Below are 12901 nucleotides of genomic sequence, written 5' to 3'. Positions count from 1 at the left end.
CACCGGCCGCAGAGGCCATCGCAGTGTCGACGGTCGTGGGTTCGGCCAGACCGCAGACACGCCTGATCTCACTGAACGCGTGGATCATTGCGTCTGTCGCCTCATGGGTGTCCTTGAACGTCGCATTGTCGCAGAGCACCGCAATGTCGGGCTGATCGACACAACTCCAGACGGTCATATTGAAGGCGCTTCCCGCGGAAAGCACTCCGACGGAATAGATTTCGGTCACCGGCGCGCCGCCGAGATGACCGCGCTGGCGTGGTCCCGCCACGTTGGACACCGCGACGTTCGTCTGTGTGTTGTGGTCGGAATGTCGACGAGCTGGTGGTGAAGCGGGTCTAGCAGATGCAACCGCCGTGCGATGGTCCGCCGGACGTCGAAGGTGAACTCGCCTTCGCAATCGGCGGCGTTGACGATCGCGACCTTGAGTGTGTGCGTATGCAGGTTCGGCGTCTCGCTGTACAGAAGCATGGCGTTCATGCCGTTGAGTCGCTTCACGCCCCACCCTATTCGCGGCCGACGGTTCCATCGAACCACCGAACTGTGATCGGGCGCTTTCAGCCTCGACGCCCAGTCAGCACGCAGCTTCTACTTCAGGCAGCTGCCGCCGTCGATGGGCAGCGTGACACCGGTGACGTAGCGGGCCTCGTCCGAGGCGAGGAACAGTACGGCGTTCGCGATGTCCTCCGGCTCGACCCACCCGATCGGCAGCGTGTGCATCAACTGACCGACAACCTTCATATCCTCGGGGCCCGGATTCTCCAGATCCGGGCGGAACAGCTTCATCGTGTCCTCGTTCATGAACAGCGGGGTGTTCACGTTCGTCGGATGCACCGAGTTGACGCGGATGTTCTGCGCACCGAGCTCGACGGCGAAGGTCCGCATCAGCCCCACCACACCGTGTTTGGCGGCTACGTAGTGACCCGTGTGTGGGTAGGCCTTCAGGCCGCCGACCGAGCTGGTCAAGATGATCGAGCCGCCGCGGCCGCCCGCCAGGATGTGGGGGACACCGGCTTTGACGGTCTTCCACACGCCGCCCAGGTTGACGTCGATCATGTCGGTCCAGTCGCCCTCGCTGGTCTTGTCGAGCGTCGCGCCACCGTTACCGATGCCCGCGTTGGCGACGATGATGTCCAGGCGGCCCATCTGCTCGACACCGGCGTCGACGGCTGCTTTGAGTGCGTCGAAGTCGCGGACGTCGACCTCGGTGGTGTAGATGCGGCGGTTGTGGCCCTTGACCAGATCCGCGGTCTCGGCCAGGTCTTCCGGAGTGGACAGTGGGATTTGCACACTGTCGATCTGCTTGCAGATGTCGACGGCGATGATGTCGGCGCCTTCCTGCGCCAGCCGCACCGCGTGCGCACGGCCCTGGCCGCGCGCCGCACCGGTGATGAAAGCGACCTTGCCTTCAACACGTCCAGTCATTGGCTACCTCAATTCGTCGTTGTCGGAACGGGTTTCACGGAAGAGTCGCGGGCATCGACTCCCAGCCGCGCACAGTCGATGTCGGTGAGAGTGACGCTTTGGATATGTCGACGTCCCATTCGGGGAACCGCTTGAGAACCTCTTCTATGGCGATGCGTCCCTCTAGCCGAGCCAACGCGGATCCGAGGCAATAGTGTGTGCCGACGCTGAACGCCAGGTGCTGGCGTGCCTCGCGGTGGATGTTGAAGATGTCTCCGTCCGGTGGGTACTGGCGGTGGTCGCGCACGGCCGCGCCGATGAGCATGAGCATCACGCTGCCCTCGGGCACTGTCTGGTCGTAGAGCGTGACGTCGTGGGTGACAAAGCGCGCGACGTGCGGAGCCGGCGGTTCGAAGCGCAGCAGCTCCTCGATCGCTTGGGGTATCAGCGCCGGGTTCTCGACGAGTTCGCGGCGCTGGTCGGGATGTTCGGCCAAAACCTTGCCGGCCCAACCGATCAACCGCGTAGTGGTCTCATTGCCGGCTCCCGCTACGACGTTGATGTAGATGAGCAGCTCATCTCGGGTGAGCTGGCGGGTGACGCCGTGTTCGTCTTCGAATTCGACATTGAGTAGTTCGGTCATGATGTCGTCGGACGGGTTGTCCTTCCGCCAGTCGATATAGGCCGCGAAGATCTCTCCCGTGGCGAGCCCGTCGTTGGCAACTGCCATGGGCTTGCCCGCCTCGGTGCGCATCTGCGCGTTGGCGTGGTCGCGGATCTTCTCCTGGTCGCCCCCGGGGATACCAAGCAGGGCGCTGATCACCTTCATCGGCATGATCGCACCGAGGTCGCTGACGAAGTCGAACTTGCCCGTCCCGACAAGCGGGTCGAGTGCCTGTGCGCAGTACTCGCGGATCTTCGGCTCGAGCGCGTTGATTTTGCGCGGCGTGAACATCCGGGCCAGCAGCTTGCGGTGGATGTCGTGAATCGGCGGGTCTTCGAAGATCACGGTACCCGAAGGAATTTCGATGTTGGCCTTGATCAGTTCGATGATGGCGCCGCGAGCCGAGCTGTAGGTTTCGTGGTCCACCAAGGCCTTGTTGACGTCGGCGAACCGGCTGATCGCGTAGAAGTCGTGCTGCGTGTTGTAGTACAGCGGCTGATCGTCACGGAGCCGACGAAACATCGGGTATGGATCGGCGTTGAGTTCGACGTCGTACGGATCGAAGTAGACAGCCTCAATGGACGAGCTCTGCGCACTGACAGTCACGGTGCCGCCTCCTGCAGGGGCTTACTCTCGTAAGACAAATCACTCACATTTGTCTCACAACTCTGGCATCGGCCAAGTGCGGGTGTCAATGGGGAACTCGCTTCTGACTATTTAAGCTCTCCGCTTACAAGAACGGGCTTCTCAACCAGTGCCGCGCGCCTTGATGGCCTTGTTCGGACAGTTTGTCGACGCGATCCGCATGAACTGAGCGAGCAGCTGGCCACCGAACACGGGATGGTATTCCAGACGCTGATTGCGCCCTTCGAACTCCGATAACGGGCGCCCGATGCGCTCCTCGCCGGTGCCCCCGACGGCACCGGGCTGAGCTCAAGACACTCCAGTGGACCGGACCAGAGATCGGTCACTCACTGGGCGTAAGCTACGTTCTACAGTCGTGAGAATGTAATTCTCGTGCTAGCTGGCGGCGAATCCGTTGGAGCAGAAGTCCCAAACTTCGTCCGCTGTGATCGGGTGTACGGCAACCTCGTCGTCCTCGCCGCTGGACTGCGCGACGAACATCACGGTCTGCATCGTCATCGCGGCCATCCGCTTCGGGTTGATGCCGTCACGCAGTTCACCTGCGGCGCTGGCCTCTTCCATCAGCTCGGTGAGCAGCGCGAGTAGCGGCGCATGCGCCACCTTGACCTCGGAGGGATGTGAGACGAGCAGACGCGGCGCGAAGTCTGTGAAGAGTGGCCGCTGGGCGGTGGGATCGGGGCGCGAGGACTCGAACAGCAGCTGAATGGCGACCTTCAGGCGCTCGAGCGGATCCTTCTGGCTCGAGGTTGCGGCGCGGATCTGCTCTGCGGAACAGCTCAGCGCATCTTCAAACAGGGCCAGCAAGAGTTCGTGTTTGCCGTCGAACTGCAGGTAGAAGCTTCGGAGAGACTGGCGCGAACGGTCGACGACCTCCTGGACCGTGAAGTCGGTGCTGCCCTTCTCGATGATGATCGCCTGAGCCGCGTCCAGGAACCGCTGGACGCGTTGCGCCGCCCGGAGCTTCGCAGTCTTGATCGATCGCTCGACCGCGCGCTGCTTCCAGGCGGGTTCTTCGCTGGGACTGGTCACCGGCGGCTCAGATGCGGGTCGATTGGGGAAAACATGAACTGACTGTACCGGAGAACGCCTTGGCATTGCGGTCCTCGACCCCCTCGCGGCTGCCGTGTCAGAGATTGTAACTTTCTCATGACGAGAATAGTATTCTCATTTTGTTCATAACAACAGTTCTAGGAAATTTGTTCACTCCGGGAGCGCCGTGCAGCTGACCTTCGACGCGGACGTCGAGGATTTCCGTGCGGAGTTCGTCGCCTTCCTGGACCAATGTCTGCCTTCCGAGGCCGATGCCCTCGAGCGCTCACAATCGAGCAGTCACATACCGGAATGGGCTCGGTGCTGGCAGCGACTGATGTTCGACAGCGGCTGGCTGGTGCCCGGATACCCGCCCGAGTTTGGTGGCCGTAATGCGACCCTGCTGCAGCAATACGTGCATCAAGAAGAACTTGCCCGCCGACGCGTCTACCTGACGTTCAACCCGCAGGGTGTCGGCATCATCTCCGCATCGCTGATCTCTTACGGAACGCCGGAGCAACAGCGTCAATGGGCGGTGCCGATCCTGCGGGCCGAGGTGACAGCCTCGCTGGGAATGAGCGAACCCGGGGCCGGCTCCGACCTGGCCTCGTTGCGTACGCGGGCTGAGTTTGTCTCGGGCGCGGACGGTGACCACTTCGTCGTCAACGGCCAGAAGGTGTGGACGTCTGGAGCACATGACGCAGACGTTTTGCTGGTTTTTGTTCGCACCGATCCAAATGCGCCGAAGCACAAGGGCATCAGTGCGCTGATGATTCCCACCGACCTTGAAGGCGTGGTGCGACGACCGTTCGCCTCCGCCTGCGATCAAGACGACCTCGACTTCAACGAGGTCTTCTTCAACGACGTCCGGGTGCCTACCGAGAACCTCGTCGGTCCGCTCAACGAAGGCTGGCGGGTGGCCAACGGCTCGCTCGGCCACGAACGAAACATGCTGTGGCTCAGCTACGCCGACCGCTTGCAAGAACTCGTCGAGGACTTTTGTCCGCGCACCGCTTTAGACTGCGACCGGTATGCCACCTTGGTCATGGACAACCAGGCGCTGCGGCTGCTCGGCTCGGAGGCGTTGGCTCGCGCCGCGCGCGGTGACGAGGACGTGGCCGCGATGTCGGTGCTCAAGCTGTTCGGGTCGGAGGCCTCGCAGATGGCGTCCGAATATGCGCTGAGCGCAGCGGGAGTCGACGCCGTCGAGCATCCGAGCGTGTCCGGCCCGTACCGCGCGCATCACCGTGACCTGTATAGAGCGGGCTGGTTCGAGCGCTATATGCGCTCCTTTGGCGGCACCATCGCAGGCGGCACGTCCGAAATCCAACGCAACATCATCGCCCAGCGAGTGTTGGGCCTGCCCCGAAATTGAGGAACAACCATGTACATCGAATATGACGTCGCCGATCGCATCGCGACCATCACGCTGAATCGGCCCGAGGCCGCCAATGCCCAGAATCCGGAGCTGCTCGACGAACTCGACGCCGCATGGACCCGCGCTGGCGAGGACGCTGACGTCTCGGTGATCGTATTGCGCGCCAACGGAAAACACTTCTCTGCCGGCCATGATTTGCGCGGTGGTGGTCCGGTCCCGGACAAGATCACACTCGACTTCATCATCCAGCACGAAGCCAAGCGCTATCTCGAGTACACCCTGCGCTGGCGCAACGTGCCGAAGCCGTCGATCGCCGCGGTCCAGGGTCGGTGCATCTCTGGCGGGCTCCTCCTGTGCTGGCCGTGCGATCTGATCATCGCCGCCGATGATGCGCGGTTCTCCGACCCGGTCGTGCTCATGGGCATCGGCGGCGTCGAATACCACGGCCACACGTGGGAATTGGGCCCCCGTAAGGCCAAGGAGATTCTGTTCACAGGCCGATCGATGACCGCCGACGAGGTGCTGAGCACCGGGATGGTCAACCGCGTCGTCCCTCGGGAGAAGCTGGATTCGGAGACGAGGGCACTGGCCGAACAGATCGCCAAGATGCCGCCGTTCGCTCTGCGTCAGGCCAAGCGCGCCGTGAATCAGACACTGGATGTGCAGGGTTTCTACGCGGCCATCCAATCCGTGTTCGACATTCATCAGACCGGTCACGGCAACGCGCTGAGTGTCAGCGGTTGGCCGGTGCTGGTGAACCTCGACGAGATGAAGGCCAACATCAAGTAGCTCTCCATGTTCGGCGAGCGTGCGTGTCTGCGGCCGACACGCCGCAATTTGCGTACTGTTGCGCACCGCCGATGCGCCACGAGCGGACATTTCCGCTCGCGGCAGTTGAGGTTAGCGGTGGGCCAGTCTCGCGGTGCAGTCAGTCGACATCGCCGCGGCGAACGCCGACGTGGAACTGCTTTGGCCCCCAACCTGTCTGCAGCGCGAAGTGAACCCGCTTGGGCCGACCCAGCACGGTCGTGGCGACGACCGTGCCGACCGAGCCTGCTGGTACTTCGGGTACGTTCATGTCGGCGATCACGCGGCGAGCCGTCACCTTGTCGCCCTGTTGATACCGTCGCACAACTTCCTCCTCATGAAGCCGACGGGACAGACCTTCTCAAAGGGTGTCGCATTATGCATTTTCGTGTCGAGTCATGCTCAGGCGCAAGTCATTTCCTGCGAGCTCGAGAATCATTCGGACCAATGTGGCGTGTGAGCGAAAAAGTAGTCGTTTGCCCGTAACTGCACGTATTCGATCGCGACGCATGTGTTCTTGTAGTCAGGTCAGTCCGACGACCTGAATGCGCGCGTCGTCAGCCGCGGACAGACATTGTGGCAAGCCAACTCCAAGGGTTTTAGCAAATAGCGATTGCCGCCGCTTAGGCCTCAATAGCGAAGTCTCGCGCACTGTCGGCAGCCCGCGAGCGTGCGCAGAACGCCAGATTTCCGCGGCGTGTCGTGTGCAGACACGCACGTCCCCTACTCACGTGTGGGCCCACGCGGGGATGGGGGTTAGAGGTGGGCCAATCTCGGTGCAGAGCCGCGCGCCCGCAGTCCAGCTCCGGCCTTGCGCGTGAGTTCCCTTGAGCTGCCTAGCAATCCGTCGAGTACCAGGGCCCGCTTCACGTGGTGGTGCAGGTCGTGCTCGGCGGTGAAGCCGATGCCGCCCAGCACCTGCTGGCAGTGTCTGGCCGCGGTCAGCGCGGCCTTACCGGCTGCGGCCTTGGCCAGCAGTGCGGTCAGATCAGGGCTGTCCGTTCCAGGCAGGATCAGTGTCGCTTCTGCGCCTTCGATGGCCACCAGCGTCTCGGCCAGCCGGTGCCGGATGGCCTGGAAGGTCGCGATAGGCCGGCCGAACTGGACGCGGTCCAACGCATGCTGGCGGGCCAGGGTCAGCATCGCCCTGGCGGTACCGACGAGCCACCAGCCCAGTGCGCGACGGGCCTCGCCCAGCCGCATTGTCTCGCCGTCGGGCACCCGGCGCAGCGGTAGCCCGCCAAGAACGGGGTGCGTTGTGTCCGCAATATTTGCGCGTTCCCACACCACCCAGCCGCCGCCCGCGTACGGCATGGGCGGGGTCCCGCCCGGCAAGCCGCCGATGGTCTCGAGCACCACGTCGTTGAGAACCGAAGCGTGCGAACCTGTTTCGCCCAGCAGCCGGAACACCAGCGGTATCGCCAGATCGGGCATGTCGGAGAGCATGTCGGCCCAGCCCAGATCGGCGAGCGCCGCGTCCAGCTCGGCACCGGACGCCGACAGCATGGTCTTGCGCAGCCCGGCTTCGAGCAGCTCAAGTGACTCGGGGTCCACGATCACCCCTTCCCGAGGTCCAGCAGGCGGCGGGCGATGATGTTGCGCTGCACTTCGGCCGTGCCGCCGTAGATGGTGGCCGCCCGCGAATAGAGGAACTCGGTGCGCCAGGAGGTGTCGTCGAGTTCGATGGCTCCGGGCAACAGATCGCGCGCGGTGTCGTAGAGCCGCTGTTCGGCGCTGGCCAGCAACACCTTATCGATCGAGGTGTCCGGACCCAGCTTGTGGCCGTCGGCCAGCCTGTACTGGGTGGCTCGGGACCGGCATCGCAGTGTGTGCAGGGCCAAATACGCTTCGCCCAGATCCGAGTCCACGGCCGCGCCTTGTCCTCTGACGTCACCGATCAGCGCGTCGAAGCGCGAGTACAGGTAGGCGATGCGCTGCCAGAAGCACGTCGAGCGTTCGTAGGGGAGTAGATCCATCGCCAGCCGCCAGCCGTCGCCCGGCTTGCCGAGCATCCGGTTTGCGTCGACTGCCACGTCGTCGAAGTACACCTCGCAGAACTCATCGACGTCGTGCATGGTGCGCAACGGGCGCACGGTGATGCCCGGGGTATTCAAATCGATGAAGAACGCCGTGATCGCCTCGTGGTTGGGTGTATCCGCGGCGCCGGTGCGAGTGAGCAGGATGCACCGGTGCGAGTACTGGGCGAAACTGGTCCACACCTTCTGGCCGTTTATGATCCACTGATCGCCCCGCGGCACGGCACGTGTGCTCAGCGACGCCAGGTCGCTGCCTGAGCCCGGCTCGGAAAACCCTTGGCACCATTGCTCTTCGCCGCTGAGCAGTTTCGGCACCATTTCGGCGGCCAGCTCGGCCGGTGCGTAGTCGATCATGGTGGGCGCCAGCACTTCGAGCATCGAGTACGGCCCCGGCTCGGCCAGCCGGCGGCCCACCACCTCCTCGCCGACGATGGCCCGTAGCATCGCCGGACCGCCGAGCCCGCCCGCGTGCTCGGGCCAGCCATAGCGACTCCAGCCGGCGTCGTAGAGCGCCCGCTGCACCCTGGCGAACTGGCGCATGTGTCCCTGCAGCGATTCGTCACCGGGTGGCGGGGTCAGATCGTTGTCGTCGAGCCAGCCCTGAAGTGCCCTACGGAACGCAGCGGGCTCGAACAGGTCAGTCATCCCGCCTCGGGCCTTCCGACCGCGTGCGGCCGACCGGAGTCGTGATCGCCGCTGCGCCGGATGAACGTCATGGCACGGGTTTTCAAACGCCACCCGTCATCGGTGCGGACGTAGGTGTCGTTGTAGTACCCGATGCGCATGTCATGTTTCGAATGCTCGATGAAGCACAGCGGCTGTGTCCCGGTGGCATTGTCGGGATTGTCGGGGTCGAGGTTGACCAGCGACGTGCCGGTCATGAACAGCCCCTTGGGCGCCGCGGCGACGAGTTCCGGGAAGCGGTTGAGCGTATAGGTCGACCCGAACGCGCTGTAGGTGCCGTCGGGGGTGAAAACACTGGTCAGTCCGTCGATATCGCCCTGCGTGATGGTGACGGCGTACTTCGCGAGCAGCTGCTGGATCTCGACCAGATCTTCGGTCCGGTTCGGCCGGCCAATCGAATCAGTCATGTCGGAAGACCTTACCGCCCTTCATTACAAAATTGACTGCTTGTGTAACGGTAACATCGGTCAGCGGGTCACCCGGTACCGCGATGATGTCTGCGAGGTAGCCCTCGGCGATGCGGCCGAGATCGGGTTTGTTGATCAGGTCCGCCGCGACGACGGTTGCCGCGCGCAGTACCGCGGCGGGCGGCATTCCCCACTCGACAAGCGTCACGAGTTCGTCGGCGTTGCGGCCGTGGGGGATGGCCGGCGCATCGGTGCCGACGGCGATCTTCACACCCGCCTCGTACGCGGCCTTGATCGACGTGCGCGCCTTGGGGAACATCTCGGCGGCCTTGTCCTGCAACTCCTTCGGCGCTTTGGAGACGTCCATCGCCTCGGCGAGGCGCCTGGTGCTGACCAGGAATCGGTCGTTGTCGACGAGCATTTTGATGGCCTCGTCGTCGATCAGGAACCCGTGCTCGATGCAGTCGATACCGCATTCCACCGCGTGCTTGACCGCCTCGGCGCCATGCGTATGCGCGGCGACGCGCAAGCCGCGCCGGTGCGCCTCGTCGACGATCGCTCGCAGTTCCTCATCCGAATAGTGCTGTGCGCCAGCCTCTCCGGTCAGCGACATGACACCACCCGAACAACACACCTTTATCAACTGGGCGCCATGCTTGATCTGGTACCGCACGGCCTTGCGGATCTCGTCGACCCCGTTGGCGATTCCTTCCTCGACCGTCAACTCCAAGACGCCCGGCATGAACGCGGCGAACATCGTCGGGTCGAGGTGACCGCCGGTTGGGGTGATCGCGTGACCGGCGGGTATGACGCGCGGTCCCTCGATCCACCCCGCGTCGATCGCCTTGCCCAATGCGACGTCGAGCAGGTAACCGCCTGTCTTGACGAACAATCCGAGGTTGCGCACCGTGGTGAACCCCGCGCGCAGCGTGCGGCGGGCGTTGCCGACCGCGCGTAGCACCCTGGTGGCGGGATCGTCCTGCACCTGGGACAGCCCGGGGTTCTCGCCGCGCCCGCCCATCAGGAGGTTGACCTCCATGTCCATCAGGCCGGGAAGCAGGATCGAGTCCCCGAGATCGATGATCTCTCCCACGTCGGCCGAGCCGACAAGACCACCCGGTTCGCCTCCGACTGCGGCTGAATTGTCGGCACCGCCGACGGCGACTATCCGGTCGTCTTCGACACGAACGATTCCCGGCCGGACGATCTCGCCGGCTTCGACATCAACTAGACCCGCTGCCCGCAGCGTCAGCACTCTTAGACCACCGGCTCCTTGATGAGTTGGATATAGGAGGCGCCGCTGTCCAGCACGCGCGGTTGCTTCCACACCTCGATAGGGAAGCTCACCATGACGACCGACTGCATCAAGTGCATCAAGGCCTTTGCGTCGTCAGGCATCTCGTGCAGCGGGAAGCGCGCGTCCAGGTAGACCATCACGTCCTCCAGGCGAGTCGTCCCTGCATCGTAGAGCTCCTGCATCTCGGCCATCGTCGAGTTCAGGCGCTTGGAATAGCGCTCCTCTTCGGTCGGCAGGCACCAGTCGGTGAACCGCTCCAGGTCGGCGAACTCCTCGGGCAACTTAGACATTCACTGAATCCTTCTCGCTCGTCGTCTCCTGCGCCTTGCCATTCGCGGAACCGTTTCGGTTGTTTTCGTATTCGTTGACGAAGTCCCAGGCGGTCTTGTGCAGATGGCGCAGCAGGATCTCCTGATCGCACAGCGGGAAATCCGTGACGACCCTTGTGCCGATCTGCGTCTGAGTGGCTTCCAGGGTGTTGGCGTCCTGGAATGCGTACTCCTTGAACGTCACCGCAGCCAGTTCCTGGGAGAGGCGTTGGCGGGTGTTGTTCGGTGGCACAAAGTAGAGATCGGCCTCGAAGATGTGCTTGTCTACCGTGGTGGGCCAGTAGTGGTAGGTGAGGTACCAACCCGGCGCCCAGAACAGCAGTGTGAAGTTCGGGAAGAACTCGAAAGAGTCAGTGCCCCAAGTGGGTTGGCGCGACGGGTTGATGGCTGGCGGCAGCTCGTCGGGCAGGATGCCCTTGATGTCCGGACGGTCCCACGGTCCGAACAGACCGCTGTGCAGGATTCGCTCGATGGGCTTGACCATGTTCAGATCCTTCGGCGGCGACATTCCACCCCAGGACGACACCATTGAGTGGATGCCCTTGATGTCGTACGCCAGCGCTTCGAAGCCGAATTTGGCCAGCTTCTCGGCCTCCTCCTTCTCTGCCTGCTTCATGTGCAGGATCGGCGCATGGTAGAACTCGACGAACGCGTCGATGAACAACTTCCAGTTGGCGTTGATCTCCGCGCGGTAGCTGTAGTGCTCGGTCATCTCGTGGAACGGGTAACCCTTCAGGCCCTTGGCGAAGTCACCGAGATATTCCGTCAGCGGAATGGCGTCGTTGTCGAAGTTGATGAAGATAAAGCCTTCCCACACCTCGCAGCGCACGGGAACGAGCCCGTAGTTCGCCTTGTCGAGGTCGAAGAACTCGCCCTCCTGCTGGACGAACGTCAGGTCACCCTCGAGGCTGTAGCGCCACGCGTGGTACTTGCACGTGAACTGGCGGCAGGTGCCCGACACCTCCTCGCCCGGGTAGTCGCTCCACACCAGCTTGTTACCGCGGTGGCGGCACATGTTGTAGAAGGCGCGAACTTCTTCTTCGCCCGCTTTAACCTTGACGATGATCACCGACGTGCCGGGGCCGACCGACGGCATCTCGCGCGTGAAGTAGCTGCCCTTCTTGGGTAGCCGCTCCACCCGGCCGACGTTGAGCCAGGTCTTCTTGAAGATCGCCTGCTGCTCGAGCTTGAAGTGCTCCGGATCGATGGAGTCCTCGTAGTTCACCGGCGCAGTGCCGAGCTCCGGCCAGTTCGCTGTCCAGCTACCGGCGGCCGGTTTCGGGAAATGTGCCACTTCTATGTCTCCTCGTCGGGTTCTACGCCAAAGGTGTTGACTGCCATGGCAAGTGCGCCATAGCAGCCGATCGTGAAGACGAGGTCCATTCGCTGACGCTCGTCAAGAAGTTCGGACAGGACTGCCCATGTCTCGTCGGACACAACAGACCTGCGCTGCAGTTCGTCTACGGCATGAAGCACCGCGCGTTCCAGTTCATCGGTGGCCTCGCCGCGCTGGATGCCGTCGATGTCCGCGTCGGTCAGTCCAATCTCGCCGCCCATCCGGACGTGGTGACGCCACTCGTACTCGCAGTGGTGCAGGTGGGCTACCCGCAGCACCGCGACCTCGCGCAGTCGCGGCGGCAGGGTCGACGAGAACAACAGGTGGTTGTTGAAGCGCAGGAAGGCCCGCGTCAGTTTCGGATGACGGACGAGCGTCGCGAGCAAGTTTCCCGCGGCTTCGGGGTTGCGGCGCTCCGAGGGCAGCATGCCGGATAGCGCGTGGTCGACGGCGTCGTCCCACTGGTCCGCCGGCAGCGGGGGCACCCGCACAGCCCGTCTCCTCTCGCTCACGAGAATAAGGTTCTCATATTTCGCTAATAGGTTTCCACTCTTTTCGCGAATGGTCAACGTCAAGCGTCAGATGCGCCGGTCGCGGCGGTGCACGCGGAGATGCAATGGTGCTGCCAGATGGCCATGGAAAGGGTTTCGGACGTTGATTCTCGTACTATGAGAAGATAGTTTCCTCAGATGGAGAACATCACGGGTACGGGGACGCCGGAGCCTTCGACGAAAGGAACAGGCATGAACAAGGACGACATGATCTTGATCAGCGTGGACGATCACATTGTCGAGCCGCCGGACATGTTCAAGAATCATCTGTCCAAGAAGTATCTGGATGAGGCGCCGCGGTTGGTGCACAACCCGGACGGGTCGGATACCTGGC

General features: G+C 63.1%; 14 protein-coding genes and 2 pseudogenes. 3 read left to right on the top strand and 13 right to left on the bottom strand.

Annotated elements, in window-relative coordinates; translation table 11 throughout:
• Positions 1 to 7: 7 nt before the first annotated feature.
• The 5 genes and pseudogenes from VJV41_RS05750 to VJV41_RS05730 form a co-directional block, all read right to left on the bottom strand.
• A pseudogene (locus VJV41_RS05750) lies at positions 8 to 316 on the bottom strand (WS/DGAT domain-containing protein); the annotation flags it as partial.
• On the bottom strand, positions 226 to 498 hold the full coding sequence (locus VJV41_RS05745; RefSeq protein WP_325332024.1) for a wax ester/triacylglycerol synthase domain-containing protein: 273 nt from the start codon (positions 496 to 498) through the stop codon (positions 226 to 228). The pseudogene VJV41_RS05750 and the gene VJV41_RS05745, both read right to left, overlap by 91 nt.
• A gap of 90 nt (positions 499 to 588) precedes the next feature.
• Positions 589 to 1425 carry a mycofactocin-coupled SDR family oxidoreductase gene (locus VJV41_RS05740; protein WP_325332022.1) on the bottom strand — a complete coding sequence of 279 codons (837 nt, stop codon included), beginning with the start codon at positions 1423 to 1425 and terminating at the stop codon, positions 589 to 591.
• Positions 1426 to 1459: 34 nt separating this feature from the next.
• Positions 1460 to 2674 (bottom strand): cytochrome P450, encoded by a 1215-nt coding sequence (locus VJV41_RS05735; protein WP_325332020.1) that lies wholly within the window; start codon positions 2672 to 2674, stop codon positions 1460 to 1462.
• Positions 2675 to 3088: 414 nt separating this feature from the next.
• Positions 3089 to 3808, bottom strand: coding sequence for a TetR/AcrR family transcriptional regulator (locus VJV41_RS05730; protein ID WP_325332018.1), 720 nt, complete (start codon positions 3806 to 3808; stop codon positions 3089 to 3091).
• Positions 3809 to 3929: 121 nt separating this feature from the next.
• Here VJV41_RS05730 and VJV41_RS05725 point away from each other — a divergent pair, with 121 nt between their 5' ends.
• Both VJV41_RS05725 and VJV41_RS05720 read left to right on the top strand, forming a co-directional pair.
• On the top strand, positions 3930 to 5117 hold the full coding sequence (locus VJV41_RS05725) for an acyl-CoA dehydrogenase family protein (protein ID WP_325332016.1): 1188 nt from the start codon (positions 3930 to 3932) through the stop codon (positions 5115 to 5117).
• A 9-nt stretch (positions 5118 to 5126) separates the two neighbouring features.
• Positions 5127 to 5909 (top strand): enoyl-CoA hydratase, encoded by a 783-nt coding sequence (locus VJV41_RS05720; RefSeq protein ID WP_325332014.1) that lies wholly within the window; start codon positions 5127 to 5129, stop codon positions 5907 to 5909.
• A gap of 139 nt (positions 5910 to 6048) precedes the next feature.
• Here VJV41_RS05720 and VJV41_RS05715 read toward each other — a convergent pair whose 3' ends face one another.
• The 8 genes from VJV41_RS05715 to VJV41_RS05680 form a co-directional block, all read right to left on the bottom strand.
• On the bottom strand, positions 6049 to 6252 hold the full coding sequence (locus tag VJV41_RS05715; RefSeq protein WP_325332012.1) for a hypothetical protein: 204 nt from the start codon (positions 6250 to 6252) through the stop codon (positions 6049 to 6051).
• A gap of 431 nt (positions 6253 to 6683) precedes the next feature.
• A complete protein-coding gene (locus VJV41_RS05710) occupies positions 6684 to 7433 on the bottom strand; it encodes an acyl-CoA dehydrogenase family protein (RefSeq protein ID WP_325332074.1) in 750 nt (249 codons plus the stop codon).
• A 50-nt stretch (positions 7434 to 7483) separates the two neighbouring features.
• On the bottom strand, positions 7484 to 8608 hold the full coding sequence (locus VJV41_RS05705) for an acyl-CoA dehydrogenase family protein (RefSeq protein WP_325332010.1): 1125 nt from the start codon (positions 8606 to 8608) through the stop codon (positions 7484 to 7486).
• Positions 8605 to 9054: a nuclear transport factor 2 family protein gene (locus tag VJV41_RS05700; RefSeq protein ID WP_325332008.1), complete on the bottom strand. Its 450-nt coding sequence runs from the start codon at positions 9052 to 9054 to the stop codon at positions 8605 to 8607. The genes VJV41_RS05705 and VJV41_RS05700 overlap by 4 nt, the downstream gene beginning before the upstream one ends.
• Positions 9047 to 10309: an amidohydrolase family protein gene (locus VJV41_RS05695; protein WP_325332006.1), complete on the bottom strand. Its 1263-nt coding sequence runs from the start codon at positions 10307 to 10309 to the stop codon at positions 9047 to 9049. The genes VJV41_RS05700 and VJV41_RS05695 overlap by 8 nt, the downstream gene beginning before the upstream one ends.
• Positions 10310 to 10311: 2 nt before the next feature.
• A complete protein-coding gene (locus VJV41_RS05690) occupies positions 10312 to 10641 on the bottom strand; it encodes a hypothetical protein (protein ID WP_325332004.1) in 330 nt (109 codons plus the stop codon).
• Positions 10634 to 11974, bottom strand: coding sequence for an aromatic ring-hydroxylating dioxygenase subunit alpha (locus VJV41_RS05685; RefSeq protein ID WP_325332002.1), 1341 nt, complete (start codon positions 11972 to 11974; stop codon positions 10634 to 10636). The genes VJV41_RS05690 and VJV41_RS05685 overlap by 8 nt, the downstream gene beginning before the upstream one ends.
• Before the next feature lie 2 nt (positions 11975 to 11976).
• Positions 11977 to 12507: a carboxymuconolactone decarboxylase family protein gene (locus tag VJV41_RS05680; RefSeq protein ID WP_325332072.1), complete on the bottom strand. Its 531-nt coding sequence runs from the start codon at positions 12505 to 12507 to the stop codon at positions 11977 to 11979.
• Between the two features lie 252 nt (positions 12508 to 12759).
• Between VJV41_RS05680 and VJV41_RS05675 the strand changes: the two are divergent.
• Positions 12760 to 12901: pseudogene (locus tag VJV41_RS05675) on the top strand (amidohydrolase); the annotation flags it as partial.

This window comes from Mycobacterium sp., from assembly GCF_035274705.1.
GTDB lineage: Bacteria > Actinomycetota > Actinomycetes > Mycobacteriales > Mycobacteriaceae > Mycobacterium.
Note: the sequence above shows the minus strand (reverse complement) of the source record. Positions and strands in the feature narration are given on the sequence as shown.